At 68.0% G+C, this 26907-nt stretch carries 27 protein-coding genes; 6 read left to right on the top strand and 21 right to left on the bottom strand.

Annotated elements, in window-relative coordinates; all coding sequences use genetic code 11:
* Window positions 1-19: 19 nt before the first annotated feature.
* From G342_RS0107125 to G342_RS0107100, 6 genes are all read right to left on the bottom strand, one after another.
* On the bottom strand, window positions 20-868 hold the full coding sequence (locus G342_RS0107125) for a purine-nucleoside phosphorylase (RefSeq protein WP_018182429.1): 849 nt from the start codon (window positions 866-868) through the stop codon (window positions 20-22).
* Window positions 868-1305: a cytidine deaminase gene (cdd, locus tag G342_RS0107120; RefSeq protein WP_018182428.1), complete on the bottom strand. Its 438-nt coding sequence runs from the start codon at window positions 1303-1305 to the stop codon at window positions 868-870. Before cdd ends, G342_RS0107125 begins: the two co-directional genes overlap by 1 nt.
* Before the next feature lies 1 nt (window position 1306).
* Window positions 1307-2281 (bottom strand): ABC transporter permease, encoded by a 975-nt coding sequence (locus tag G342_RS0107115; RefSeq protein WP_018182427.1) that lies wholly within the window; start codon window positions 2279-2281, stop codon window positions 1307-1309.
* Between the two features lie 9 nt (window positions 2282-2290).
* Window positions 2291-3421 carry an ABC transporter permease gene (locus tag G342_RS0107110; RefSeq protein ID WP_018182426.1) on the bottom strand — a complete coding sequence of 377 codons (1131 nt, stop codon included), beginning with the start codon at window positions 3419-3421 and terminating at the stop codon, window positions 2291-2293.
* 55 nt (window positions 3422-3476) lie between these two features.
* Window positions 3477-5024, bottom strand: coding sequence for an ABC transporter ATP-binding protein (locus G342_RS0107105; RefSeq protein WP_018182425.1), 1548 nt, complete (start codon window positions 5022-5024; stop codon window positions 3477-3479).
* A gap of 148 nt (window positions 5025-5172) precedes the next feature.
* Window positions 5173-6168 carry a BMP family lipoprotein gene (locus G342_RS0107100; protein WP_018182424.1) on the bottom strand — a complete coding sequence of 332 codons (996 nt, stop codon included), beginning with the start codon at window positions 6166-6168 and terminating at the stop codon, window positions 5173-5175.
* 348 nt (window positions 6169-6516) lie between these two features.
* Here G342_RS0107100 and G342_RS0107095 point away from each other — a divergent pair, with 348 nt between their 5' ends.
* On the top strand, window positions 6517-6912 hold the full coding sequence (locus G342_RS0107095; protein WP_018182423.1) for a methylglyoxal synthase: 396 nt from the start codon (window positions 6517-6519) through the stop codon (window positions 6910-6912).
* A 49-nt stretch (window positions 6913-6961) separates the two neighbouring features.
* Window positions 6962-7999, top strand: coding sequence for a glucokinase (gene glk / locus G342_RS0107090; RefSeq protein ID WP_018182422.1), 1038 nt, complete (start codon window positions 6962-6964; stop codon window positions 7997-7999).
* Between the two features lie 21 nt (window positions 8000-8020).
* On the opposite strand, the gene G342_RS0107085 is transcribed toward glk, so the two are convergent.
* Window positions 8021-8611: a TetR-like C-terminal domain-containing protein gene (locus G342_RS0107085; protein ID WP_026304209.1), complete on the bottom strand. Its 591-nt coding sequence runs from the start codon at window positions 8609-8611 to the stop codon at window positions 8021-8023.
* 51 nt (window positions 8612-8662) lie between these two features.
* On the opposite strand from G342_RS0107085, the gene G342_RS0107080 reads away from it, so the two are divergent.
* Window positions 8663-9112 (top strand): VOC family protein, encoded by a 450-nt coding sequence (locus tag G342_RS0107080; protein ID WP_018182420.1) that lies wholly within the window; start codon window positions 8663-8665, stop codon window positions 9110-9112.
* Window positions 9113-9193: 81 nt separating this feature from the next.
* Here G342_RS0107080 and G342_RS0107075 read toward each other — a convergent pair whose 3' ends face one another.
* From G342_RS0107075 to fabA, 5 genes are all read right to left on the bottom strand, one after another.
* Window positions 9194-9421 carry a DUF2442 domain-containing protein gene (locus tag G342_RS0107075; RefSeq protein ID WP_018182419.1) on the bottom strand — a complete coding sequence of 76 codons (228 nt, stop codon included), beginning with the start codon at window positions 9419-9421 and terminating at the stop codon, window positions 9194-9196.
* Between the two features lie 94 nt (window positions 9422-9515).
* Window positions 9516-12017, bottom strand: coding sequence for an ATP-dependent helicase HrpB (hrpB, locus tag G342_RS0107070; protein ID WP_018182418.1), 2502 nt, complete (start codon window positions 12015-12017; stop codon window positions 9516-9518).
* Window positions 12018-12184: 167 nt separating this feature from the next.
* The gene (gene fabI, locus G342_RS0107065) at window positions 12185-13030 is read right to left on the bottom strand and encodes an enoyl-ACP reductase FabI (protein WP_018182417.1); all 846 of its coding nucleotides are present in this window, start codon (window positions 13028-13030) and stop codon (window positions 12185-12187) included.
* A gap of 26 nt (window positions 13031-13056) precedes the next feature.
* Complete coding sequence (gene fabB / locus G342_RS0107060) at window positions 13057-14280, bottom strand: beta-ketoacyl-ACP synthase I (protein ID WP_018182416.1); 1224 nt, start codon at window positions 14278-14280, stop codon at window positions 13057-13059.
* 69 nt (window positions 14281-14349) lie between these two features.
* The gene (gene fabA, locus G342_RS0107055) at window positions 14350-14877 is read right to left on the bottom strand and encodes a 3-hydroxyacyl-[acyl-carrier-protein] dehydratase FabA (RefSeq protein ID WP_018182415.1); all 528 of its coding nucleotides are present in this window, start codon (window positions 14875-14877) and stop codon (window positions 14350-14352) included.
* A 215-nt stretch (window positions 14878-15092) separates the two neighbouring features.
* Here fabA and G342_RS0107050 point away from each other — a divergent pair, with 215 nt between their 5' ends.
* Window positions 15093-15416 (top strand): hypothetical protein, encoded by a 324-nt coding sequence (locus tag G342_RS0107050; protein WP_018182414.1) that lies wholly within the window; start codon window positions 15093-15095, stop codon window positions 15414-15416.
* Window positions 15417-15500: 84 nt separating this feature from the next.
* Here G342_RS0107050 and mtnA read toward each other — a convergent pair whose 3' ends face one another.
* Entirely contained in the window at window positions 15501-16595 is a 1095-nt protein-coding gene (gene mtnA, locus G342_RS0107045; protein ID WP_018182413.1) for an S-methyl-5-thioribose-1-phosphate isomerase, read from the bottom strand.
* Between the two features lie 82 nt (window positions 16596-16677).
* Here mtnA and mtnC point away from each other — a divergent pair, with 82 nt between their 5' ends.
* Both mtnC and G342_RS23525 read left to right on the top strand, forming a co-directional pair.
* Window positions 16678-17397 carry an acireductone synthase gene (mtnC, locus tag G342_RS0107040; RefSeq protein ID WP_018182412.1) on the top strand — a complete coding sequence of 240 codons (720 nt, stop codon included), beginning with the start codon at window positions 16678-16680 and terminating at the stop codon, window positions 17395-17397.
* Complete coding sequence (locus tag G342_RS23525; RefSeq protein ID WP_018182411.1) at window positions 17394-18371, top strand: DMT family transporter; 978 nt, start codon at window positions 17394-17396, stop codon at window positions 18369-18371. Before mtnC ends, G342_RS23525 begins: the two co-directional genes overlap by 4 nt.
* A 97-nt stretch (window positions 18372-18468) precedes the next feature.
* Here G342_RS23525 and G342_RS0107030 read toward each other — a convergent pair whose 3' ends face one another.
* From G342_RS0107030 to hemP, 8 genes are all read right to left on the bottom strand, one after another.
* Complete coding sequence (locus G342_RS0107030; RefSeq protein ID WP_018182410.1) at window positions 18469-19398, bottom strand: ABC transporter permease; 930 nt, start codon at window positions 19396-19398, stop codon at window positions 18469-18471.
* Complete coding sequence (locus G342_RS0107025) at window positions 19395-21038, bottom strand: sugar ABC transporter ATP-binding protein (RefSeq protein WP_018182409.1); 1644 nt, start codon at window positions 21036-21038, stop codon at window positions 19395-19397. Before G342_RS0107025 ends, G342_RS0107030 begins: the two co-directional genes overlap by 4 nt.
* The gene (locus G342_RS0107020; RefSeq protein WP_040878375.1) at window positions 21035-21949 is read right to left on the bottom strand and encodes a sugar ABC transporter substrate-binding protein; all 915 of its coding nucleotides are present in this window, start codon (window positions 21947-21949) and stop codon (window positions 21035-21037) included. Before G342_RS0107020 ends, G342_RS0107025 begins: the two co-directional genes overlap by 4 nt.
* 76 nt (window positions 21950-22025) lie before the next feature.
* Window positions 22026-23525: a xylulokinase gene (locus G342_RS0107015; protein ID WP_018182407.1), complete on the bottom strand. Its 1500-nt coding sequence runs from the start codon at window positions 23523-23525 to the stop codon at window positions 22026-22028.
* Between the two features lie 107 nt (window positions 23526-23632).
* A complete protein-coding gene (locus G342_RS0107010; RefSeq protein ID WP_018182406.1) occupies window positions 23633-24418 on the bottom strand; it encodes a heme ABC transporter ATP-binding protein in 786 nt (261 codons plus the stop codon).
* 78 nt (window positions 24419-24496) lie between these two features.
* Window positions 24497-25564, bottom strand: coding sequence for a FecCD family ABC transporter permease (locus G342_RS0107005; RefSeq protein ID WP_245557229.1), 1068 nt, complete (start codon window positions 25562-25564; stop codon window positions 24497-24499).
* Between the two features lie 11 nt (window positions 25565-25575).
* Entirely contained in the window at window positions 25576-26574 is a 999-nt protein-coding gene (locus G342_RS0107000; protein WP_018182404.1) for a heme/hemin ABC transporter substrate-binding protein, read from the bottom strand.
* Between the two features lie 8 nt (window positions 26575-26582).
* A complete protein-coding gene (hemP, locus tag G342_RS25625) occupies window positions 26583-26744 on the bottom strand; it encodes a hemin uptake protein HemP (protein ID WP_018182403.1) in 162 nt (53 codons plus the stop codon).
* Window positions 26745-26907: the final 163 nt, after the last annotated feature.

The following is a 26907-nucleotide window of genomic DNA, read 5'->3' as shown; positions in this document are numbered from 1 at the left end:
CTTCGCTCCGACCTCTCCCTCAGGGAGAGGTGAAGGGAAGCGCCCGACCCTGGTCCTGCAGATCCCTCAGAAACCGGCGGATCAGCTTTTCCAGCTTCTTCGCGCCGACCGGGGCCATGTCCTTGGTTTCCTGGTGCGAGAGCTCGTCGCCCGTCATGCCGGCGCCGAGATTGGTGATGTTGGAGAAGGCGGCGACGCGCAGCCCGAAGAAGCGGGCCAGGATCGCCTCCGGCACGGTCGACATGCCGACGGCGTCGGCGCCGAGAATGCGGGCCATGCGGATCTCGGCCGGCGTCTCGAAGGACGGGCCGGAGAACCACATATAGACGCCGCGCGCGAGCGGGATGCCGGCCTCGCCGGCGAGACGCTCGAAGGCGGCGCGCCAGAGGAGGTCATAGGCCGTCGTCATGCCGACGAAGCGGCCATCGGTCGCCTCGCCGATCAGCGGGTTCTCGCCGGAAAAATTGATGTGGTCGTCGAGCATCATCAGCGAGCCCGGACCCATCTCCGGATGCAGCGAGCCGGCGGCATTGGTGAGGATCACGCCCTCGCAGCCGAGATGCTTCAGCATGCCGACGGCATTGCGCATCACCGCGGCGTCGCCCGCCTCGTAGAAATGCGAGCGGCCGGAGAAGACCAGCACCTCGACACCCTCGAGCCGGCCCGCCACCAGGCTGCCTGCATGGGCCGAGACCTTCGAGACCGGCAGGCCCGGCAGATCGGCATAGGGGATGGTGACCGCGTCCTCGACCGCGTCGGCGAGCGGGCCGAGGCCGGAACCGAGCACGATGCCCAGGCGATAGGGCGCGTCGCGGCGAAGGCGGACGCGGGCGGCGGCGGCGCTTCCGTCGTCGCGCAATGCCGCCATCAGAGCCGCTCGTCCATCGAGAAGCCGGCCGGCAGCAATTCCGCCATGGTGAAGTCCTGGCCCTCGCCGGTCGGATCCGAGCAATGGATCAGCGTCCGCGGATGCGAGAATTCCTTCAACCGCTGCCGGCAGCCGCCGCAGGGCGTGCAGACGATGCCGCCATCGACGCGGTCGGCGACGACGAAGACAGCGGCGACGCGCCGGCCCTCGCCCGGAATGCCGGCGGCGATCATCTGGCCGAGCGCCGAGGTCTCGGCGCACCAGCCTTCCGGATAGGACGCGTTCTCGCAATTGGCGCCGACATAGATGTTGCCATCCTCGGTCAGCACGGCGGCGCCGACGAGAAACTGCGAATAGGGCGCGTGGGCATTGAGGCGGACGGCCTGCGCCCGCTCCAAGAGGTCAGCGCGAAGTTCGGCATCCAAGGCAGCGGTCATGTCAGCGCTCCTTCACATAGGGCACGCCGCCGGCCTTGGGCGGGATCGCCTTGCCGATGAAGCCGGCAAGCAGGATCACGGTCAGGATATAGGGCAGCGCCTGGATCAACTGGACCGGCACTTCGCCTATGCCGGGAAGGATGGTGCCCTGCAGGCGGATCGACGTCGCGTCGAGGAAGCCGAACAGCAGGCATGTCAGAAGCACGTTGAGCGGCTTCCATTTGGCGAAGACGAGGGCGGCGAGCGCGATGTAGCCCTTGCCGGCCGACATCTCGCGGATGAAGCTCGCCGATTGCGCCACCGACAGATAGGTGCCGGCGAAACCTGCGAGGATGCCGCAGCAGATCAGCGCCCGGTAGCGCAGCCACGTCACGGAAATGCCGGCCGTGTCGACGGCGCCCGGATTCTCGCCGACGGCCCGCACTCTGAGGCCGAAGCGGGTGCGGTAGAGCACCCACCAGGTAAAGGGCACGGCGAGGAAGGCCAGATAGACGAGGACGTTCTGGCCCGAGATCAGCCCGGAATAAAGCGGGCCGAGGAAGGGGATCGGCGCGATCTCGGCGGCAAAGGGCAGCGTGATCTCGGTGAAGCGGGCAGAGTTGGGCAATTGCGGCGTGCGGCCGCCCTGGCCGAACCAGGCATTGCCGAGCAGGATCGTCAGGCCGGAGGCGATGAAATTGATGGCGACGCCGGAGATGATCTGGTTGCCGCGCTGGGTGATCGAAGCGAAGCCGTGCAGAAGGCTGAGCAGGACACCGGTCAGGATGCCGGCAAAGAGGCCGAGCCAGGCCGAACCGGTAACGGTGGCGACCGTGGCGGCGGAGAAGGCCGAGAACAGCATCTTGCCTTCGAGACCGATGTCGAAGATGCCGGAGCGCTCGGCATAGAGGCCGGCCAGCGCCGTGAAGATGAGCGGCACCGACAGGCGTACCGTGGCGGCGAGGACCTGGATCAGATCGGCGAACAGACTCTCCATGATCGATCCTCAGGTCGCGCCGGCGGCGGATGCCGGCCGGGATTTGGGTTTCGCCGCGAATAGCGCGATCAGGGCAGGCCGGAACATATGCTCCAGGGCGCCGGCGAACAGGATGACCAGACCCTGGATCAGGATGATCACCTCGCGCGAGATATTAGGCATGTCGAAGGCGAGCGCCGCGCCGCCCTGGTAGAGCACGCCGAACAGGATCGAGGCGATGACGATGCCGACCGGATGCGAACGGCCCATCAGCGCCACGGCGATGCCGACGAAGCCGGCGCCGGCGGGGAAGTCGATCTGCAGCTTGCCGGCGTCGCCCATGACCGGGTTCAGCGCCATCATGCCGGCGAGGCCGCCGGAGATCAGCATGGTGACGACCACCGTCTTCACATAGGGAATGCCGGCATAGACCGCGGCCGTCGCATTGGTTCCCATGGTGCGGATTTCGTAGCCGAAGCGGGTCCGCCAGATCAGCAGCCACACCGCCACGACCGCGACCAGCGCGATCAGGAACGAGACGTTGAACGGGGCGGCGCCGATGTCGAGCCCGAACCATTGCATGAGCCCGCCGAGCTTGGGCAGCTGGCCGCCCTCCTCGAACAGGCGAGTCTGCGGCGACATGTTGCCGGGCGGCTTGATGACGTTGACGAGCAGATAGACCATCAAGGCGGCGGCGATGAAGTTGAACATGATCGTCGTGATGACGATGTGGCTGCCGCGCTTGGCCTGCAGCCAGGCGGGGATCAAGGCCCAGAGCGCGCCGAAGGCGAAGGCCGCCACCGTCGCCACCACGGCAGTGACGTACCAGGGCATGAAGCGGTCGAGCGTCAGCGCGGCAAAGGCGACGCCGAGGCCGCCGAGATAGATCTGCCCCTCGCCACCGATGTTGAACAGGCCGCCATGGAAGGCGACGGCGACGGCGAGGCCGGTGAAGATGAAATTGGTGGCGTAGTAGAGGGTGAAGGCGATGCCCTCGCCATCACCGAGCGCGCCGACGACGAGATATTGCACCGCCTCGATCGGGTTTTCGCCGATGAACAGGACGACGAGGCCGGAAATGGCGAAGGCCACGGCGACGTTCAACAGCGGCAGCAGGCCATAATTGACCCAGCGCGGCAGGGTTCCGAGAGGGACGCTCATGGGCGGATTTCCGGGCGGTGGGTCATGGTGAAGTGGTTCATTGTGCCGAGCGTCATCACTCCGCCGCCTCCCGGCCGATGCCGGCCATCATCAGGCCGATCTCCTGCTCGTCGGCATGCGCTTCGGGCTCGCCGACGATGGTACCGGCGAACATGACGAGGATGCGGTCGGACAGCGAGCGGATCTCGTCCAGCTCGACCGAGACCAGCAGGATCGCCTTGCCCTCGTCGCGCAGCGCAACCAGGCGCTTGTGGATGAACTCGATGGCGCCGATGTCGACGCCGCGCGTCGGCTGGCCGACCAGCAGGCAGGCCGGATCGCGCTCGATCTCGCGCGCCAGAACGATCTTCTGCTGGTTGCCGCCGGAGAAATTCGCCGTCTTCAGGCGCGGGTCGGCGGGGCGGATGTCATATTTCTCGATCTTCTCGACGGCGTCCTTGCGGATGGCGTCGATGTCGAGGAACGGCCCCTTCAGATATTTCGGATCGTCCTGGTAGCCGAGGATGGCGTTCTCGTTTTCCTCGAAGGCGAGGACCAGGCCCATATGGTGCCGGTCCTCTGGCACATGGGCGAGCCCCTTCTTGCGCAGGAGCGCCGGATCGACGCGGCCGTCGCGGTCGACCGGCTCGCCATTCATGATGATGCGGCCCGACGACGCCTTGCGGATGCCGGCGATCGCCTCGAGCAGTTCCGACTGGCCATTGCCGGCGACGCCGGCGATGCCGACGATCTCGCCGGCGCGGACCTCGAACGACACGTTGTCGACCATGGTGACGCCGCGCCCGTCCTTGACGGTCAGGTTCTCGACCGACAGCACGACCGGGCCGGGCTTCGCCTCGCCCTTCTCGACGCGCAGCAGCACGCGGCGACCGACCATCAGTTCGGCCAGCTCCGCCATCGTCGTCTCGGCCGTCTTGCGGGTGGCGACCACCTCGCCGCGACGCATGACGGAGACGGTGTCGGTGATCGCCATGATCTCGCGCAGCTTGTGCGTGATCAGGATGACGGTCTTGCCCTGCGCCTTGAGCTGCGCCAGCATCTTGAACAGATGGTCGGCCTCGGCCGGGGTCAGAACGCCGGTCGGCTCGTCGAGGATCAGCACCTCGGCGCCACGATAGAGTGCTTTGAGGATCTCGACCCGCTGCTGCTTGCCGACGGGGAGTTCCTCGATGATCGCGTCGGGATCGACGTCGAGCCCGTATTCCTGTTCGATGCCGCGCAGCGCCGCCCGCACCGCCGTCTCGCCATGCTTCAGCAGCACGCCACCCTCGACACCGAGCATGACATTCTCGAGCACGCTGAAATTCTCAACCAGCATGAAGTGCTGGTGCACCATGCCGATGCCGGCGCGGATCGCGGTCTGGCTGTCGGTGATGCGGAGCTCCTGGCCATTGACCAGGATCTGTCCGGAATCCGCATGATAAAAGCCATACAGGATCGACATCAGGGTCGACTTGCCGGCACCGTTCTCGCCGATGATGCCGTGGATCGAGCCCTTGGCGACCGAGAGATGGATGTTCTTGTTGGCATGGACCGGCCCGAAGCGCTTGTCGATGCCGACAAGTTCGATGGCGGGCGTGGGGACGGCGGTCGGAGCGTTCATGGGGCGATCCCGATAGACTGCGACGAAGGGGCCCGTCGATCCGGCGACGGGCCGTCTGGGGATCCACGGCCGCCGAAGCCTCACGGGCCCAGCGTTGCCGCATCCAAAGTAAGGAGCCGCCATGCGAGGCATGGCGGCTCCTCTGGCCTCAGTTGAGGACCGGGCACTTCTCGTCGGTGTTGTAGTTATGGACTTCGATCTTGCCGGCGACGATCTCGTCGCGCGCCTTGTTGACCGAAGCTTCCATCTCGGGGGTGACGAGGCTGCGATTGTTCTCGTCGAGCGCCCAGTCGACACCGTTTTCCTTCAGGCCCAGGGCCTGCATGCCGGTGGTGAACTTGCCTTCCTTGACGTCGTTGAAGGCGTTGTAGACGGCGACGTCGACGCGCTTCACCATCGAGGTCAGCACCTTGCCGGGATGCAGGTGGTTCTGGTTCGAGTCGACGCCGATGCCGAGCTTGCCGGCGTCGGCAACGGTCTGAAGCACGCCGAGGCCGCTGGCGCCGGCCGCCGCGTAGATCACGTCGGCGCCCTGCTCCATCTGCGCCTTGGCGAGCTCGCCGCCGCGGACCGGATCGTTCCAGGCGGCGCCGGTGGTGCCGATGTAGTTCTGCGTGAACTCCGCGCCGCCGGCCTTGGCGCCGATGGCGTAGCCGCAGGCGAAGTTGCGGATCAGCGGAATGTCCATGCCGCCGACGAAGCCGACCTTCTTGGAGGCGGACTTCTCGGCCGCGAGCAGGCCGACGAGATAGCCGCCTTCCTGCTCCTTGAACACGACCGAACGGACGTTCGGCGCGTCGACGACGGAGTCAACCAGCACGAACTGGGTCTCCGGGAACTCCTTCGATACCTTGGCGACCGCGTCGGTCCAGGCGAAGGAGAGCGCGACGACGGGGTTGAAGCCGCGCTTGGCGAAGTTGCGGATCGCCTGCTCGCCCTGCGTGTCGTTCTGCGGCTCGAAATCCTTGTAGTCGATGCCGGTCTCGGCCTTGAACTTCTCCGAGCCGTTGAAGCCGGCTTCGTTGAAGGATTTGTCGAACTTGCCGCCCGTGCCGTAGACGAGCGCCGGCTTGACGTCGGCAGCCCATGCCGAACCCGTCGCCAGGAGCGCAACCACGGCAGCCCCGATGAACTTGCGGATCATGATGATAGATCTCTCCTCTGAAAGGCTTATTCGTTTGGCGTTCTTCGCCAGTCGAAACGTCCCCTTGCGTTACCGACGAGCGGCAGCTGTTCCCAATTTCGCATGGCGCCTGACAAATTTCATGCGGTTTCTTTGGTCAGGCGCCCCACCATCCGCTGCTTTCCCTGCGCTGCGGATCATGGGTCGCAGATTAGGCGGGGCCATTTTTTTATTCAACTGATCAAGAATTGCGGGGGGCCGGGCGCCAGCGGCCAAAATGCCGCCGGGGATCACTTTCGGCTTTTCCTCGGACCCCGATCTTTCTATCACTGGCACATTCGGTCGCGAGGACCGCGGGGAGTACAGTCTATGGCGATCCGTCCGGCCCTTGCGCTGGTTGCCCACGACAAGAAGAAGGACGACCTGGTCGCCTTCGCCGTCGCCCACCGCGCGCGCCTCGCCGAATTCGATCTCTATGCCACCGGGACGACGGGCGGCCGCATCATCGAAGCGGTGCCGGAGCTGCCGGTGACGCGACTGAAGAGCGGACCGCTCGGCGGCGACCAGCAGATCGGCGCGCTGATCGCGGAAGGTCGGATCCGCGGCCTGATCTTCTTCGTCGACCCGCTGACGCCAATGCCGCACGACGTCGACGTCAAGGCGCTGATGCGGCTCGGCGCGCTGTACGACATTCCGATGGCACTGAACTCGGCGACCGCCGATCTGCTGATCGCCCACCCCGACGCCTTCATGCAGACCCCATGACGCCTGCAAGCCCGCCAACCCGATGACTGATCAGCCAACGCAAGGCACCATGACCACCACCTCCGCCCCTCGCGCCTTCGTTCCGTTCCCGACGCTGATCGCCGACATCGGCGGCACGAACGCCCGTTTCGCCCTGGTGCCGGACGAGACCTCGCCGCCGCGGCGCTTCCCGACAGTGCTGACGGCCGATTTCGCCACCATCGACGATGCCATCGCCGCCGTGCTGCCGCCGGGCGTCAAACCACATTCGGCCGTGCTGGCGCTGGCCGGGCCGATCCAGGGCGACCAGGTGCCGCTCACCAATTGTCACTGGGTCGTCGAGCCGAAGCGGATGATCGCCCGCTTCGGGCTGGACGAGGTGATCCTGCTCAACGACTTCGAGGCATTGTCGCTGTCGCTGCCGGCGCTCGCCGGCGACGATCTCATGCCGATCGGATCGGGCGTGCCGCAGGCCAACGCGGCGCAGGTCGTCGTCGGCCCCGGCACCGGGCTCGGCGCCGCGGCGCTGATCCACGCCAACGGCATCTGGCTTCCGGTGCCCGGCGAGGGCGGCCATATCGACCTGGCGCCGGTAAGCCGCCGCGATTTCGCCATCTGGCCGCATCTCGAGCGGCCGCACCAGCAGAAGGATCCGTTCGCCCGCATCGAGGGCGAGACGCTGCTTTCCGGCAGCGGCCTGCTGCGGCTCTACCGCGCCGTCGCCAGCGCCAACGGCACGCCGGCCCGCTTCGACGATCCGTCCGAGATCACCGCCGCCGCGATGGATCGTTCCGATGCTAGCGCCGAGGAGGCGCTCGAACTGTTCTGCGTGCATCTCGGCCGGCTCGCCGGCAATCTGGCGCTGATCTTCATGGCGCATGGCGGCGTGTTCCTGGCCGGCGGCATCGCCGCCAAGATCGCGCCGTTCCTGAGAGAGAGCGGATTTCGCTCCGCCTTCATCGACAAGGTGCCGCATGGCGCGATGATGGACCGGATGCCGACCTCGGTCGTCGTCCATCCGGAGCCGGCGCTGGCCGGCATCACCGCCTATGCCCGCCATCCGGAGTTTTTCGGCGTCGTCACCGAAGGCCGCCGCTGGCAGAAATAGCCTCCGAAGCTCCCCGTCCGCTCAGCGCGCGACCGCCCGGAACACCGTCGCGACGACGGCGTCGGCGAGGGCCGCGTCGAGCGGCTGGTGGCCGACGAGCAGCCGGTAAAACACCGGCCCGTAGATCATGTCGAGCAAGGCCTCGAGATCCGGCGGCGGCGCGATCTCGCCGGATGCGATCGCTGCTTCCAGGATGGCGCGCCCCGTCTCGCGGCTGGCGAGGATCACCTTGTTGCGGAAGGCCTTTGTGAATTCGCTCTGCGGATCGGCCGAGGCCAGCGCCAGGGCGACCTGGCGGCCGCGCGTCGTGGCGAAGGCGGTGACGAGGCCGCGCATCTGCGCGACGAGCCGGGCACGGGCTGTGACGCCCTCGGCCAGCGCCTCCGGCAACGGGTTGGCGACGAGGGCGGCGAGCGCCAGTTCCTGCGCATTGGCCCAGTTGCGGTAGAGCGTCGGCTTGCCGACGCCCGAGCGTGCCGCCACGGCCTCGATCGACAGCCGGCCGAAGCCCTCCTCCATCAGGATCTCGTGCGCGGCGCGGAGCGCGCGCTCGCGCGCCTCGGCGCTTGGCGGCCGGCCCGGTTTCCGCTTGGGGAGGCTTGCTTGACTCATTACGTTACGAACCGTAAAGTAATACCGACTGAAGCGCAAGGGAGACAGCCGATGGAACCGACGACAATTCGGGTCAGCCCGCATTTCATCACCCGCGACGCGGCGCAGGCGATCGACTTCTACAAGAAGGCGTTTGGCGCGGAAGAGATCTTCCGCATGACGGATCCCGCCGACGGCCGGGTCGGCCATGCCGAATTGCGCTTCGGCGAGACGCTGATGATGATCGCCGACGAATATCCCGATTTCGGCGCCGTCAGCCCCGACACGATCGGCGGCTCGCCCGTCACCTTCCATCTCGACACCCGCTCGACCGACGCCATGGTCGAGCGGGCGCTGGCGGCTGGCGCGACGCTGCTGCGCGCCGCCGCCGACCAGAGCTTTGGTGAGCGCATCGCCCAGGTACTGGATCCATACGGCCATCGCTGGACGTTGTCGCAGAAGATCGAGGAGGTGGCACCGGCCGAGATGCAGCGCCGCTGGGAAGCGGAAACCTCGGCGTGAGGGAGAACCGCCAGGCGTCCCCTCCCCCTTGTGGGGAGGGGGAAGAAGGACGCCAGCCCGCAATCCGAGGCGATCCGCCGCTCAGCTGATCCGCAGCAGGCTGGCGACCGCGATGTCCTCGCCGAGATCCGGCCAGTGCAGCGCCTCGCCGCGCCCGGTGATCTGCCAGTTCTCGCGCTCGGCCCGGGTGGCGCCGACAAGGCGGGGAAACCAGTCGATCGGGGTCGCGAGCTCACGGCCGTCGGCCAGGCTGACCAGAAGCACGTCCTTGGTCACGGCCGCATCAATGGCGACGGGATCAATCTTCATGGTCGTTCCTTTCCGCGACGTGAGCGAGTGATTCGGCGATCCCGAACGATGCCGCCACAGAATGGCAATTCCGAGTCGACGCCAGGCGCTGGGCTCAGGTGCCGCGCGGCTTCGCCCGCGCCGTCGCCTGGGCGACGAGCGGATCGTCGGGCCAGACGTGCTTCGGATAACGGCCGCGCATGTCGGAGCGGACATCCTTCCACGACCCGCGCCAGAAGCCGGGCAGATCTCGAGTGATCTGGATCGGCCGGTGCGCCGGCGACAGCAGCGTCACCGTCACCGGCACGGCGCCGTCGCCAACGGAAGGGTGGCGGTCGAGGCCGAACAGCTCCTGCACGCGAATTTCCAGCACCGGGCCGTTCGGATCGGAATAATCGATCGGCACGCGCGAGCCGGACGGCGCATCAAAATGGGTCGGCGCCAGGCGATCCAGCGCGGCCCGCTTGTCCCAAGGCACCAAGCTCGCCAGCCCCTCATGCAGCACGCCCGGCGTCACCGCGTCGAGCCGGCGTTTTCCCGAGAGATAGGGCCCGAGCCAGTCATCGAGGGTCTCGCTCAGCGCCGCGTCGGAAACGTCGGGCCAGTCGGCCCCGAGGCGGGCATGCAGGAAGGCGATGCGGGCGCGGAATTGCTCGGCCGATTTCTCCCACGGCAGGTCGGCCACGCCACGCCGGCGGATTTCCGCCAACAACGCCGCTTGCACCGCCGCATCGGACACCTTGGAGCTTGCCCGGTCGGCCAGAACGAGACGCCCCAGTCGTCGAACGCTCCTGCCACGGACGGAGCCGGTCTGCGGATCGAAGGCGACGCTTTCCTCCTCGACGATCCCGCCGGCGAAATTCGCCTCGATTTCTTCACGCGAGATGGGAGCCGCCGCGAGGATCCGCGCCTTCTCGGCCGAGCCCTGCAGGCTGGCGACGGCGAGGAAAGGCTCGCGCGACAGCGCGTCCGCCGGATCGAGAACGCCGCCGCGCCCGTTCGCCATCACGAAGGCGCCGGGCGCGCCGCGCGCCATGGCGATGCGGTCCGGAAAGGCGAAGGCGGTTAGGAGCCCGGCTTCCTCGATCGATGAGCGGCCGTCCTCGGCCTTGCCGCCGGCCTGGCGGGTCCAGCGCGCGGCGAGCGCGAGCGAATCCCGGCTTCTGGGATCGCGGGCGGCATAGAGCCGGCGCAGCCGCTCGCGCAGATCCACGTCATTGCCGCCGAGCCCGGTCTCGCTGAGCACCGCCGCGATCGCGCCGGCAAGCCCGCCGAGGCCGAGCGCCGCGCCCTTGCGCAGCATGTGGCCAAGACGCGGGCTGACGGCGAGACGGGCGAGACCCTCGCCCTCCTGGGTCAGGCGGCGATCGGCATCGAGCGCGTCGAGCCGGTTCAAAAGCGCCACGGCCTCTTCCCAGGCGGGTTTTGGCGGCGGATCGAGGAAGGCGAGCTGCGCGGGATCGGCGACGCCCCAGCTGGCGAGATCGAGCACGAGCGGCGCGAGGTCGGCCTCCAGGATTTCCGGCCGGTCGAACGGCGCGAGCGCCGCCGTCTGCCCCTCTTCCCAGAGCCGGTAACAGACGCCGGGCTCGGTACGGCCGGCGCGGCCCCGGCGCTGGTCAGCCGACGCGCGCGACACGCGCCGCGTCTCCAGCCGGGTCAATCCGGTCGCCGGCTCGTAGACCGGCGCGCGTGCAAGGCCGGAATCGATGACGACGCGCACGCCCTCGATGGTCAGCGAGGTCTCGGCGATCGCGCTCGCCAGCACCACCTTCCGCTTACCCGGAGCGGCGGGCCGGATGGCGCGATCCTGCGCGGCAAAATCGAGCGCGCCATAGAGCGGCGCGATCTCGACGCCGTCGCCGACCCGCCCTTCCAGCCGCTCGGCGACGCGGCGGATTTCGGCCTGGCCCGGCAGGAAGACGAGCAGGCTGCCGGGCTCGGCCGCCAGCGCGCGGCGCACGGCGTCGGCGACGTCGTCCTCGATGCGGCGGGCGGCATCGCGGCCGCCATGCCGCGTCTCGACCGGAAACATGCGGCCGAGGCTTTCCACCACCGGCGCGTCGCCGAGCAGCCTTGCCACGCGGGCGCCGTCGATCGTCGCCGACATGACGAGGATGCGCAGGTCCTCGCGCAGGCCCGATTGCGCGTCGAGCGCCAGGGCCAGGCCGAGATCGCCGTCGAGGCTGCGCTCGTGGAACTCGTCGAAGATCACCGCGGCGACGCCGTCGAGCGAGGGATCGTCGAGGATCATGCGGGTGAAGACGCCCTCGGTGATGATCTCGATCCGCGTCTTCGCCGACACCTTCTTTTCCAGCCGGACGCGATAGCCGACCGTCTGGCCGACCTCCTCGCCGAGCGTCTCGGCCATGCGGCGGGCGGCGGCGCGGGCGGCGAGCCGGCGCGGCTCCAGCATCAGGATGCGGCGGTTCTCCCGCCACGGCGCGTCGAGCAGCGCCAAGGGAACACGCGTCGTCTTGCCGGCGCCCGGCGGCGCCACCAGCACGGCGCTGGTCCGGCCTTCGAGCGCGGATTTGAGTTCGGGGAGGACGTCGTCGACGGGCAGCATGCCGCCGTCATAGAGGGCGGCGCGGTTTCCTGCCAGTGGGGGCGTCATCCCTCGGCCAGGGTTCCTGCCGCCCAAGGCCTCGGGTGAATGGATCCCGGGTGTCCGCCCGGGATGAAGGCGCGAGCGGGAACGGGCGAGCCTCGCGTAGTTCCGCCGCAAACAAAAAGGGCGCCACAACGGGCGCCCTTTGAGATTCGACCGGAAACCAGGGCGGATCAATCCGCCTGCGGATTATTCGCCTCGGCGTTCGCCTCGTGCACCTTCAACTCCTCGAGCCGCGGCATCGAGACGATGTTGTAGCCGGAATCGACGAAATGCACGTCGCCGGTGACGCCGGCGCCGAGATCCGACAGCAGATAGAGCGCCGAGCCGCCGATCTCGTCGAGCGAGACGGTGCGGCGGAGCGGGGCGTTCTTCTTCTGGTAGTTGTACATGATGCGCGCATCGGCGACGCCGGAGCCGGCGAGCGTGCGGACCGGGCCGGCCGAGATCGCGTTGACGCGGATGTTGTCGCAACCGAAATCCATGGCGAGATAGCGCACCGAGGATTCGAGCGCCGCCTTGGCGACGCCCATGACGTTGTAGTTCGGCATGACGCGGGTCGAGCCGCCATAGGTCAGCGTCAGGATCGAGCCGCCATCCGGCATCAACGCCGCGGCGCGCTTGGCGATCTCCGTGAAGGAGAAGCAGGAGATCACCATCGTCTTCACGAAATTGTCGCGCGTCGTGTCGGCGTAGCGGCCCTTCAGCTCGTTCTTGTCGGAGAAGCCGATGGCGTGGACGATGAAGTCGATCTTGCCCCATTCCTTCTCCAGCGCCGCGAAGACGCTGTCGACGGAAGCGACGTCCTCGACGTCGCAGGGCAGCAGCAGCTTGGCGCCGACCGAATCGGCCAGCGGCTTCACACGGCGGCCGAACGCGTCACCCTGATAGGTGAAGGCGAGTTCGGCGCCATGCGCTGCCAGGGTCCTGGCGATGCCCCAGGCGATCGAATGATCGTTGGCGACACCCATGATGAGCCCGCGCTTGCCGCTCATCAGGTTGCTGGTTGGTGCCGTCATTCGATCGTCCTTGTTTTTGTTCTGTCTCAGGCCACGTAGCGCTGGAAGACCAGCGAGGCGTTTGTGCCGCCGAAGCCGAAGGAATTGGAGAGCACGGTGTCGATCTTCGCGTCGTCGATGCGCTTGCGCACGATCGGCATGTCGGCGAAGGCCGGGTCGAGTTCTTCGATATTGGCCGATTCGGCGATGAAGCGGTTGTTCATCATCAAGAGGCTGTAGATCGCTTCCTGCACGCCGGTCGCGCCCAGCGAATGGCCGGTCAGCGCCTTGGTGGCGGAGATCGGCGGACACTTGTCGCCCGAGCCGAACACGGTGCGGATCGCCTCGATTTCCGGGGCGTCGCCGGCCGGCGTCGAGGTGGCGTGCGGATTGATGTAGTCGATTGGGCCCTTCACGGTCGAGATCGCCTGCCGCATGCAGCGTATGGCGCCCTCGCCCGACGGCGCGACCATGTCGTAGCCGTCCGAGGTGGCACCGTACCCGACAACCTCGCCATAGATACGGGCGCCGCGCGCCTTGGCATGCTCGAGCTCTTCCAGGACCAGCACGCCGGCGCCGCCGGCGATGACGAAGCCGTCGCGGTTCTTGTCATAGGGGCGCGAGGCGACGGCCGGGCGGTCGTTGTACTTGGACGACATCGCGCCCATGGCGTCGAACAGCACGGAGAGCGTCCAGTCGAGCTCCTCGCAGCCGCCGGCGAACATCACGTCCTGCTTGCCGTACTGGATCATCTCATAGGCGTTGCCGATGCAATGATTGGACGTCGCGCAGGCGGACGAGATCGAATAGTTGACGCCCTTGATCTTGAACCAGGTGGCGAGCGTGGCGGAGGCGGTCGACGACATCGCCTTCGGCACGGCGAACGGGCCGACGCGCTTCGGACCCTTCTGGCGGGTGATGTCGGCCGCCTCGACGATGGCGCGGGTCGACGGGCCGCCGGAGCCCATGATGATGCCGGTGCGCTCGTTCGAGATCTCGTTCTCTTCGAGGCCCGAATCGCGGATCGCCTGTTCCATGGCGACATGGTTCCAGGCGGTACCGCCGCCGTGGAAGCGCATGGCGCGGCGATCGACGACCTCGGCCGGATCGAGCGTCGGCATGCCCTGGACCTGGCAGCGGAAACCGAGCTCTGCGAAATCCTTGGCGGAGGTGATGCCGCTCTTGGCTTCGTGCAAGCTCGCCAGGACTTCCTGGGTGTTGTTGCCGATGGAGGAGACGATACCCGTCCCGGTCACTACGACCCGCTTCATCGCTCGGTGTCCTTCCTGAATACTCTCGTTCGGTGATGACCGCCGGCCCCGCAGGGGCCGGTCCTGCCATCAGCCGACGGCAGGTGTTGCTTCGCCCTGGAACAGGCCGACGCGCAGGTCCTTGGCGCGGTAGATGGTGACGCCATCCGCCTTCAGCCAGCCGTCACCGATGCCGAGCACCAGTTTCGAGCGAAGGACGCGCTTCAGATCGACGCCATATTCGACTTTCTTGACGCTCGGCACGACCATGCCGGAGAACTTGATCTCGCCGGTCGAGAGCGCGCGGCCACGGCCGGGCGAACCGCTCCAGCCGAGGAAGAAGCCCAGCATCTGCCACATGGCGTCGAGGCCGAGGCAGCCCGGCATCACCGGATCGCCCTTGAAGTGGCACTGGAAGAACCAGAGGTCGGGATTGACGTCGAGCTCGGCGCGGATGTGGCCCTTGCCGAACTCGCCGCCCTCTTCGCTGATCGACGTGATGCGGTCGAACATCAGCATGGGCGGCAGCGGCAATTGCGCGTTGCCCTCGCCGAACAATTCTCCCCGCCCGCAGGCGAGCAGAGCCTCATAGTCGAAGCTCGACGGGCGATCTGCCATGCCGTCACTCTACCTCTGTTTGGCAGGCGCCCTCGAAAATCCGGGCGCGCGCACTATCCTCAAAACGCGGAGACGTCCGGCCCCCAGCGCTGTTCGTGGCCTTCCTAACATAGCCGTCCCCTGATCGAAAGCCCGCCGGAATTCTCTTGCGCCTCCGGCGATCCAGCCCTGATAGGATGGGGGAAAGGCGCGCTGTGCCGCCATGGAGTGGGATCATGAAGCGAAACCGGGCCCTCGGCGCGCTGCTGATTTTCGGGAGCCTGACGACGATGCCGGCCGAGGCGCAGGATCTGTTCAAGCAACCGACCCTGTTCGGCCAGCCGAAGCTGTTCACCGCGCCGCAGCCGCGTGTCCGAACGCCCGGCGCGGCGACCGTGCCCAGCCTCTCCGCCAATCAGTGCCGTGTGCTGACCGGCACCTGCCCGACCGGCCGGCTCGAGCGCGTCGGCACGACCTGCTTCTGCAACACGGCGACCGGCACGAGGCGCCAGGGCACGACCGAGATCCGGCCCCAGGGCACGTTCAAGAACGGCCCGTGAGCGGTCGCGGACGAGCGAGGTTTCAGTCTTCCTTGAACCTCCCTCAAGGGGAGGGTTCAGCCAACGACCGGCCCGCCAGCCCGCTCACCCCTTTTCGGGATAAAGCCCCGACAATCCGACGGGGCTCGCCTCGGCGATGCCGCGTTCGGTGACGAGGCCGGTGATCAGCCGCGCCGGCGTCACGTCGAAGGCCGGATTGCCGGCCTTGGTGCCCTTCGGCGCCAGCCGCACCTTGACGATGGTGCCGTCGCCGGCAATGCCGGAAATATGGGTAACCTCGTCGCCGGCGCGCTCCTCGATCTCGATGCCGGCGACGCCGTCCTCGATCGTCCAGTCGATCGTCGATCCCGGCAGCACGACATAGAACGGCACATTGTTGTCCTTGGCGGCCAGCGCCTTCAGATAGGTGCCGATCTTGTTGCAGGCATCGCCAGACGCGGTGACGCGGTCGGCGCCGACCAGGCAGATATCGACCTTGCCGTGCTGCATCAGATGGCCGCCGGCATTGTCGACAACAAGCGTGTGCGGCACGCCATGCGAGCCGAGTTCCCACGTCGTCAGGCTGGCGCCCTGGTTGCGCGGCCGCGTCTCGTCGACCCACACATGGACGGGAACGCCGTCGTCATGGGCGCGATAGATGGCGCCGAGCGCCGTGCCCCAGTCGACGCAGGCGATCCAGCCGGTGTTGCAATGGGTGAGCACGTTGACCGGGCGCGAGCGGCCGTTCGCCTCCCAGATCTCGCGGATCAACCGCGCGCCATGCCTGGCGATCGTGCCGTTGGTCTCGATATCCTCCGCATGCAGCCGGTCGGCCGCGACATAGGCGGCGACGGCGCGGTCATCGGGCGCCAGCGGCCGCAGCTCGTCGCGCAGGATCTGCAGCGCCCAGCGCAGATTGACGGCGGTCGGCCGCGCGGCATTGATGGCGTCGAAGGCGGCGTCGAGATTGGCGTCGGACGGGTTGTCGCGCATCGCCATCGCATAACCATAGGCGCCGGTGACGCCGATCAGCGGCGCGCCGCGCACCACCATGCGCTTGATCGCATCGATCGCATCGGCGACGTTGGAGAGCCGAAGCGTCTCGAAGCGATGCGGCAGCAGCGTCTGGTCGATGACGGTGACCGTCGTCTCGGAGGGATCGCGCCAGATCGAGCGATAGGCGACGCCGTCGACTTTCATCGGATGCTCCATACTAAACAGGATGACCGCCTTCACGTAATCGAGTAGAGGCGGAAGTGCCACAACCATCAGGGCCTGATCGATGTCGACCCCGCCAATCCGCGCCGTTCTGACCGATATCGAGGGGACGACCTCGTCGATCTCCTTCGTCAAGGACGTGCTGTTCCCCTATGCACGCACCCGCCTCGCCGGCTTCGTCGCCGAGCACGCCGCCGATCCGGACGTCGCCGGGGCGCTCGCGGAGGCGCGCGTTCTGGCCGGGCGGCCCGACCTCGACACCGCCGGCACGATCGAGCTGTTGCAAGCCTGGATCGACGAGGATCGCAAGGCGAAGCCGCTGAAAGCGCTGCAGGGCATGATCTGGGAAGACGGCTATCGCTCGGGCGAGCTCAAGGGCGACATCTATCCGGACGCCGTCGCGCAGCTCACTGCCTGGAAGAACTCCGGCCTCGCCCTCTATGTCTATTCGTCCGGCTCGGTGCTGGCGCAGAAGCTGATCTTCGGCTTCACCCATTCCGGCGATCTGACGCCGCTGTTCTCCGGCTATTTCGACACCGCCATCGGCTCGAAGCTGGAGGCGTCGTCCTATACGGCGATCGCGAAGGAGATCGGCATCGCGCCGGTGGAAATCCTGTTCCTCTCCGACAACACGCGGGAGCTCGACGCGGCGCGCGAGGCCGGCATGAAGACGATCGCGCTCGATCGCGGCGAAGTCGTCATCCCGCCCGACCAGACGCATCCGGTCGTCGCCGACTTCCACGCCATCGACGCCGCCACAAGCACCGTCCGGTCCGCCAATTGAGCCGCGAATCCGGGTCCGCCACGGCGATCGGCGCGGCGGCGATCGGGCTCTGGGCCTGTCTCGCCGCGCTGACCGGGGCAAGCCGGACGGTACCGACCTTCGAGGCGCTGGCGATCACCTTCGCAATCGCGGCGGTCGCCGCCCTCGTCGGCTTCACGGCGATGCGCGGCTGGGCCGGTGTGCGGCACGGCCTGACGCTCTGGCCACGCAAGGCCTGGATCCTGACGACGGTGGCGATCTTCGCCTACCACGCGCTGTATTTCGCAGCGCTCCGGCTGGCGCCGCCGGCGCAGGCGAGCCTGATCAACTATCTCTGGCCACTGCTGATCGTGCTGTTCTCCGGCCTGATCCCCGGCGGCACGACCAAGCTCGGCGGCCCACAGATCCTCGGCGCCATCATGGGCTTCGCCGCGACGCTGCTGCTCGTCGGCGGTCCCGGCCCGGTCGAGGCGAGCGGCACGGCGATGGCGGGTTATCTGGCGGCGCTCGTCTGCGCCTTCACCTGGTCGCTCTATTCGGTGCTGAACAACCGCATCAACGCGCCGGGCAGCGAGCCAATGATCGTCGTCTGCGCCCTCGTCGCCGTGCTGGCCGCGCTCTGCCATCTCGCCATTGGCGAGACCTTCGTGATGCCGGATTTCGGCGCGTCCCTGTCGCTGCTCGCGCTCGGCATCGGCCCGATCGGCGCCGCCTTCGTCGCCTGGGACCATGCCACCAAGCATGGCAAGCTGGCGCTGCTCGGCGCCATGTCCTATGCAGCGCCGCCGCTTTCGACGCTGATCCTGGTGCTCTCCGGCCAGGCCGAGCCGAGCCTGACCCTGCTCGCCGCCACGCTGCTGGTCGTCGCCGGCGCGGGTCTCGCGGCCTTCGGTAGCCGGCTGAAGCGCCCCGTTGTTTCACCTCTCCCTGAGGGAGAGGTCGACGCACGAAGTGCTGCGGGTCAGGGGTTAGGAAAGCCTCCGGAGAGGTCGTAACCCCTCACCCGAACCTGCGGTCCGACCTCTCCCTCGGGGAGAGGTGATCCGGTCGCACCGGCCATGTCCTGCCTTGCCGGCTTGGCCGTCGCTTATCTCAATCGCCGTCGCGGCCGAAATTGCGCACCAGCACGGCGGCGAGGATGATCGCGCCGGTCAGGAGATCCTGCAGGAAGCTGGGAACACCGAGGATGGTGAGGCCGTTCGAGATGACGGCGATGATCGCAGCACCGACCAGCGTGCCGGGCACGCTCGGCTCGCCCTCGCGAAACGCCGTCATGCCGAGGAAGACAGCCGCATAGGCCTGCAGCAGATAGCCGCCGCCGCCAGTCGGATGGGCGCTGCCGAGCCGCGCCGTCAGCAGCAGGCCGGCGAGACCGGCAAGGGCTGCGCAAAGCGCGAAGGCGACCACCATGTCGCGCCGGACCGGCAGGCCGACGAGGCGCGCCGCCTCGCGGTTTCCGCCGATCGCATAGAGCCGGCGGCCGAACTCCGTCTGGTCGAGCAGCAGCCAGAACACGATCGCCGTGCCGATCAGCCAGAGCGTCGGAACGGGCACGCCGGCGAGCGTGCCGCGGCCGAGATCGCGGAATCCGGCCGGAATGCCGGAAAACATCGTGGCGCCGTTCGAGATCCAGAAGGTCAGCCCGCCGATAACGGTGCCGAAGGCAAGCGTCGCGATGAAGCTCGGCACCCGGTAGCGGGCAACGAGGAAGCCGGAAATCGCGCCCATGGCGACGGCCGCGACGAGGACGGCGATCATCACCACCGGCACCGGGACTCCGGCCGCGAACAAGGCGGCGGCGGCGATGCCGGCGAAGGAGACGACGGCGGAGACGGAGAGGTCGAACTCGCCCAGCACCATCACCAGCGTCGCGCCGATGGCGACGATGGCGAGCAGCGACATCTGCTGCGTGATGTTGATGAGGTTCGACATCGTGCCGAAGGCCTGCGGCGAGGCGATGGTGAAGACGAGGACGATCAGCGCCAGAGCGAAAAGCGTGCCGTAGCGGCGAAGAAGGATCATGCGGAGCGTTCCGAGGGCGGCATCTGCTCGTCGGGAGCATGGCCGAAGGCGGCGGCGACGACGGCCGCGCGGGTGAGCGAGGGACCGTCGAGCTCGGCGACCAGCCGGCCGGCATGGAGCACGAGGACCCGGGTGGAGAGGGCGAGCAGTTCCTCGATGTCGCTGGTCGCCATCAGGACGGCGGCGCCGTCCGCGGCGATGCGGCGCATCTCGCCGTGTATCTCGCCCTTGGCGCCGACATCGACGCCGCGCGTCGGCTCGTCGACGAGAAGGACGCGGATCGGGCGACCGAGCCAGCGGCCGAACAGCAGCTTCTGCTGATTGCCGCCGGAAAGCGTCGCCGGCGAACGGTCGGGACCGGCGGCGACGAGGCGGAGGCGGGCGCCGGTGGCCTGGGCGAAGGCGCGGATCTTGGCCCGCGACGGCGCGGGAATGCTGGCCAGGGCGCGGAAATCGGATAGGTGAGCCAGCGAAAGATTTTGCTCGATCGACAGCGAATTGGCGAGGCCCTCGCGACGGCGATCCTCGGGCACATAGGCCATGCCGCGGGCGATGCGGCCGGCAGGCCCCGGCCCCGGCACCTGGCCGTCGAGGGCGATCAGCCCGCGCCCGGGCGTCGCGCCCCAGATCGTCTTCAGCAGCGACGAGCGGCCGGCGCCGACGAGGCCGTAAAGCCCGACGATCTCGCCGGGACGGATGGCGAAGGAGACATGGCTGCCGGCGGGGCCAAAGCCGAGATCGGCGGCGAGGACGGGGTTTTGGCCGCTCGCCCCCTCCCCTTTGTGGGGAGGGTTGGGGTGAGGGAATGCCGGGGCCGCGATTGTTTCATCCGGAGAGACCGAGGCCGTACCCCTCTCTCCAACTCTCTCCCATAAGGGGAGAGAGGGCTGGCCTGAGGCCGTCCCCGCAATCTCCGTCCCCGACATCATCGCCACTAGGCCGGCGCGGCTGGTATCGGAAACCGAGCCGGCGCCGACCGTGCGCCCGTTGCGCAGCACGGTGTAGCGGTCGCAGAGGTCGACGACCTCGTCGAGGCGATGCGAGATGAACAGGACGGCGCAGCGCTCGGCCGACAGCTGGCGCACGATATCATGCAGCCGCTCGGCCTCGCCTTCGGACAGGCTCGAGGTCGGCTCGTCCATGACGACGAGGCGAGCCGGCTCCATCAGAGCCCGGACGATTTCGGCCATCTGGCGCTGGCCGGGCGTCAGCCGCGCGGCGGGCTTGTCGAGCGGCAAATCGGGGGCGATGCGCGCCGCGACCTCGGCGACCCTGGCCCGCATGGCGCGGCCATCGATGAACGGGCCCCGACGGGGATGGCGGCGGCCGATCCAGGCATTGTCGACGGTGTCGAAATGCGGGACGAGGTTCAGTTCCTGATGGATGAAGCGCAGACCCAGCGCCTCGGCCGAGCGCGGGCCGTCGATGGAGATCGGCTGGCCGTCGAGGCGTATCGCGCCCGCGTCGGGCTGGTAGAGGCCGGACAGCGTCTTGATCAGGGTCGACTTGCCGGCGCCGTTCTCGCCGACAAGCGCATGCACCGATCCCGCTTCGAGAACGAGATCGGCACCATCCAGGGCTTTCGTCGCGCCGAAATGCTTGACGAGGCCGTCGAGCGCGAGGAAAGGCGATTGGCTCACGGGCAGGTGACGCCCAGCGTCTCCGGGGTGATCAGCTTGGCCGGGGCATAGATCTCGGCCTTCTCCGGCGTCTTGCCGGCGAGGATCTGCGTCAGGCCTTCGGCGGCGAGGTCGGCCATGGCGTCGAAGTCCTGGCTGACGGTGCCCTTGATATGGCCGCACGCCTTGATCATCTCGACCGCCTGCGGATTGCCGTCGATGCCGGCGATGATGATCTTCGAATCCGGCTTGTCGGCCTCGATCGCCAGCTGCGCGCCGATCGCCGGCTCGTCCCAGGCCGCCCAGACCGCGTCGATCTGGTCGCCCTGGCTCTTCAGCCAGTTCTCGGTGGTCTTGCGGGCGTCGTCGATCGGGCCGGGCACGACGACGTAATGGTCGGCGATCACCTTGATGTCCGGGTACTTCTTCAGCGCCGCGTCGAGCGCCAGCTCGCGCTGATGCACGCCCGGATGGGCCGAGTAGAAGAACTTGACGATGTTGCCCTTGCCGCCGAGCTTGTCGAACAGGAAGTCGGACAGCTTGGTGCCGAGCTCGAAATTGTCCGAGGTGACATTGAGCACGACGCCCGGCGCCTTGGCGCCGTCGATGGTGATCACGGGAATGCCGGCGGCGGCGGCGGCGTTGACCTGGTCCTGGATCTGGGTCGGGTCGACGCTGACGAGCACGATGGCCGCGACCTTGGCGGCGACGACGTCCTCGATGCGGCTGGCAAGCTGGCCCATGTCGCCGCGCGTGTCGACGACCGTGGCGTTCCAGCCGGCCGTCTTGGCCTTGTCCTGGAACACGTTGATCATCTGGTTGGTGGCGACCGAGCTCTGATAGGGCGTCAGCACCGCCACGTCGGCGGCGAACGATCCGACCGTCGAAGCCATCAGCCCGGCCAAAGCCAAGCCCAGAATTCCAGCCCGCATTTTCTCTCTCCCCTTGGGTTCGGGGGAGAGTGATATCGCTTCCGCTAGCGTGGGCGCAAGCGGCCAGACGAGCGCGTCAGAGCACCGGATCGAGCGCGGATGCGAGCGCCCGCGCATGGCCGGCCGCCTGGCGGTAGGCGGCGAAGCGGCGGGCGGCGCGCGCGGCCCGCTCGGCACGCGGCTTGACGACCGTCTCGTCGCCGCCGCCGCCGCGCTTTGCCTTGCCATTCGTCGGCGGCGTCAGGCCGATGATCGGCGCGATGATGCGGAAGGCGCCAAAGGCGGTGACGATGCGGCTGGCCGAGGGAACCGTGACCCGCGCGCCGGTGACGTCGGCGATCAGGCGCGCCACGGTCAGGCTGCCGGCGACGCCGCCGGCGAGCGCGATCGTTTTCGGCGCGATCGGCAGCGCGTCGAGATTGTCGCGGATGGCATGGGCGAGGCCCTCGAGCACGGCATAGGCGAGCGCTTCCGGCGCTTGGTCGCGGTCGAGGCCGAAAAAGGCGCCGCGCACGGCGCGATCGGAAAACGGCGCCCGCTCGCCGATCAGATAGGGCAGGAACAGCGCGCCGGGCGGATGCGCGTCGTGCTTTTCCGCCGCCGCGTAGAGCTCGGCGACCGGCTTGTTGGCGATGGCGGCATACCAGTCGATGGCGAGACCGGCGGCGAGGAAGGGCGAGATGACGATGACGTCGGTCCCGACGGGCGCGGCCAGCGTATAGGCGTCGCGCGGCGGCTTCGCCACGGCGTAGGGCATGGTGGCGGCGATCCAGCCGGTGGTGCCAAGATAGGCGTGCGGCCGGTCGTGCTGCTCGCTCGCCGTGCCCCAGGCGGTCGCACCGCCATCGCCGGCGCCGACATAGACAGGAATGCCGGGCGCCAATCCAAGCGCCGCGGCGGGCTCCGGCAGCAGCGGGCCGGCGAGCGCGTCGGCATCGAGAATATCGGGGAGGATCGCCGGCGACATGCCGATCGCGGCGAGGATGGTGGCGTCCCAGTGACGCGCCGCGAGGTTCAGCAGCCCCGTCGTGGTAGCGCAGGTCGGATCGACAACGGCGCGACCGGTCATGCGGTGGATCATCGCGTCCTTGGCGCCGAACAGCACGCGTTCGACGCGCGCCATCGTGCCGCCTTCGTGGTTCAGCAGCCAGTCGAGCCGGAACAGGCAGAGCGCCGGCTCGGCGCGATTGCCGATCCGCGCCTCAAAATCCTTTGGCAGCTGCGCCTTCAGCGCGGCGATCTCGGCATCGGTGACGCGGGCATCGCTATAGAGCAGCGCCGGACGCAGGCTCGCTCCTTCCCGCCCGAGCAGGATGACGTTCTGCATCGAGCCTGTCAGGGTGATAGCGATCGGCTGGGTGGTGATCTTCAGGGCGCGGACGGCGTCGGCGGTCGCCTTCCACCAGATCGCCGGATCCTGCTCGGCCCAGCCCGGCTGCGGGCTCGACGTGGCGACCGGCGCGTCGGCGGAGCGCAGCGTGCGGCCATTCTGGTCGAACAGCACGGCCTTCACCGACGACGTTCCGACGTCGATGATCAGTACCGTGCTGGTCGGCACCGGCTTTCTGGCTGCCATGTTCGAATCCCTGTCCGCAGTTTCGGGAGGCGCAATCTAGCGGCCCGGCAACCCGGCCGCCAGCTTCCAGACTGACGCGGAGAGAGGCTGTGAACCGGCGGTGGCGATCAGGCGGCGCGGGCCGAATGCGGCAGGATGAACGGCGCATCGGTCGGCACGCCGCCGACATGCACACTGACGCCGAAGACCTGGCGCATCATCTCGTCGGTCAACACCTCGCGCGGCGGACCATCGGCGGCGATGCGACCGGCGCTGACGACGATGATCTTGTCGGCATAGAGCGCCGCGAGGTTCAGATCGTGCAGGATGGCGACGACGCCGCCGCCAGCCGCCGCGAAGGCGCGCGCCGTGTCGAGGGTGAGGAGCTGGTGGCGCAGATCGAGGCTCGCCGTCGGCTCGTCGAGGAAGAGATAGCGCGGCACGCCGTCGACGACCGGCTCCCAGACCTGACAGAGCACGCGGGCGAGGTGGACGCGCTGCTGCTCGCCGCCGGAAAGCTCCTGGAAGAAGCGGCCGCCAAAGCCGTTCAGATCGACGCGGATCAGGGCGGCGGCGACACGGGCGGCGCGATCGGCGGCGGAAAGCGCGCCGCTGGTGCCAAGGCGCACGACCTCGTGCACGGTGAAGGGAAAGGCGAGCGAGGACGCCTGCGGCAGCACGGCGCGGCGGGCTGCCATCTCATAGGCCGGATAGGCGGCGACGTTCTTGCCGTCGAGCTTGATGCTGCCATGGGCAGGGCGCAATTCGCCGGTGACCGCCTTCATGATCGTCGACTTGCCGGCGCCGTTCGGGCCGACCACGGCCGTCAACTGACCGGGCACCACCTTGAGTGACACGCGATCGAGGATATCGCGCTTGCCGGCGCGGACGGTCAGGTTTTCAACTTCGAGCATGGTGCGTCCCGTTGCTACGGATCGACGGAAGGCGCGGCGGGCGACCCTCAGGCCGGCGCCGCCGCCCGTCCCCTTTGGTCAGAGATCGATGACGCCGCGCTTCCTGAGCAGGATCGACAGGAAGAAGGGCGCGCCGATGGTGGCGGTGACGATGCCGATCGGCAGTTCGGCCGGCGCGACAATGGTCCGGCAGATCATGTCGGCGACGATCAGCAGCGTCGCGCCGAGCAGCGCCGTCGCCGGCAGCAGCGTGCGGTGCTCCGGCCCGATCACCAGCCGCAGCACATGCGGCACGACGATGCCGACAAAGCCGATGATGCCGGCAAACGCGACCGAGACGCCGACGGCCAGCGCCACGACGAAGATGATCAGGCTCTTCAGCCACTGGGTGTTGAAACCGAGATGGCGCGCCTCCGATTCGCCCAGCACCAGGGCATCGAGCCCGCGCGCGGTGAACGGCATGGCGAGAAAGACGCCGATGATGAAGGGCAGCGCCAGGCCGAGCTTCTTCCAGGTCGCGCCGCCGAGCCCGCCCATCGACCAGAAGGTCAGCTCGCGCAGCTGGAAGTCGTTGCTGCGGAAGACGAGATAGGCGGTGATGGCGCCGGCGATGGCGCCGAGCGCGATGCCGGCCAGCAGCATGGTGCCGACCGAGGTGCGGCCCTGGCGGGTGGCTATCGAATAGAGCAACAGCGTCGTCCCGAGACCGCCGAAGAAAGCGGCGATCGGAAGCGCGCCGATGCCGAGGAAGTCCATCACCGGGGCGAGGAAGGCGCCGCCGAGCACGATCACGAGCACAGCGCCGAGCGCCGCGCCCGACGACACGCCGACGAGGCCGGGATCGGCGAGCGGGTTGCGGAACAGGCCCTGCATCATGGCGCCGGCCAGAGCCAGCGCGGCGCCGACCATGGCGCCGAGCAGGGTGCGCGGGATGCGGATGTCGAACAGGATGACGTGATTGACGGTGCTGATCTCGTCGAACCGGCCGGCGAGCGCATCGGAGAGCAGGCCGGCCACCTCGGCGGTGGAGAGGCCGGACGGTCCGATACAGAGCGAGGCCAGCGCGGCGACGATCAGCAGGACGACGAGGCCGGCGATCACCACCCGCGCGCGGCCGCGGCGATCGCCGGCGATCGGAGCTGTCATGACGAGAGACATCAGTTCGCCGCCGGCCACTCGGGGAGGTCCAGCGACGGATAGATCGCCTGGGCGAGGTCGCGGGCGGCATCGGCGGTGCGCGGGCCGAAGCCGAGCAGATAGAGGCCGTCCATGGCGACCAGCGCCTTGTTCGTCGCGGCCGGGGTGGCGCGCAGCGAGGGCGAATCGAACACGACGTCCGGCTTCGGCGGGCCGCTCTGCGAATTCATCATGACGACGACTTCCGGCGCCGCGGCGATCAGCGCCTCGTCGGAAGCCGGCTTGTAGCCCTCGACCGATCCCATCGGGTTGATGCCACCGGCAAGCCCGATCATGGCGTCGGCGGAGGTGTTGTGGCCGGCCGCCATCGGCTTGCCGCCGGCGAGGCTCATCAGGAACACGGCCTTCTTGCGCTCGTCGGCCGGAATCTTGGCGATCGCCGCCTCGAGCGCGCCGAAGCGGGCCGCCAGCGTATCGGCCATCTTGTTGCCCTTCTCCGCCTCGCCGAGGATATCGGCGATCAGGCGGATCTTGGCGACGATGCTTTCAGGCGAATGCTTCTCCGGCACGATGACGATCGGCACCGAGGCGGATTCGAGCAGGTCGACGGCATCCTTCGGACCGGAGCCTTCGACGGCGATGATCAGGTCCGGCTTGACCGACAGCACGCCCTCGGCCGACAGCGCCCGCATGTAGCCGATGTCCGGCTTGGCGTTCGCCTCGGGCGGATAGGACGAGGTGGTGTCGCGGGCGATGATGCGGTCGCCGGCGCCCAGCGCATAGACGATCTCGGTGATGTCGCCACCGATGGTGACGATGCGGTCCGTGCTGCCGATCTTGACCGAGCGGCCGGTGGCGTCCTCGATCACCCGCTCCGCCGCGACCGTCTGGACGATCGCGGAGAGGGTGATGCCGACGGCGACGGCCAGGCCGAAGACGATCTGGGAGCGGCGGCCGGCGAAACGCTCGAGCGAACGCGGCGCGCCGTGGTGGGGGGAAGTATGCGCGAGCCTCATCATGATCCCGTCTACTTGTTCAATATGAGCTTGCCGGCCCGGGTAAGGCGCAGCCTGTAGTCCTCGCCGACATGGCGAATGATGATCTCGCGCGATCCGTCGAGCAGATCGGCGCTGGATACGACGCGCGGACCGGAGCCCGCCGGGGAAGCCTCGAGGGAAGATCCAACCATGGGTGTGTCTTGCATCTCTGTCCCGCCTGCTTGCTTGGGGGAGCGGTAATTTTGAGCGGTTCTAAACTTGCGAATTATTCGCAACAATTTAGTTGACTGACGTACTCACCTTTTCGTATCTCCGCAAGTGAAACATCGCTGACCCCCGATTTCGCCGCATTCG

It is taken from the genome of Kaistia granuli DSM 23481 (genome assembly GCF_000380505.1).
Taxonomy (GTDB): Bacteria; Pseudomonadota; Alphaproteobacteria; order Rhizobiales; family Kaistiaceae; genus Kaistia; species Kaistia granuli.
Note: the sequence above shows the minus strand (reverse complement) of the source record. Positions and strands in the feature narration are given on the sequence as shown.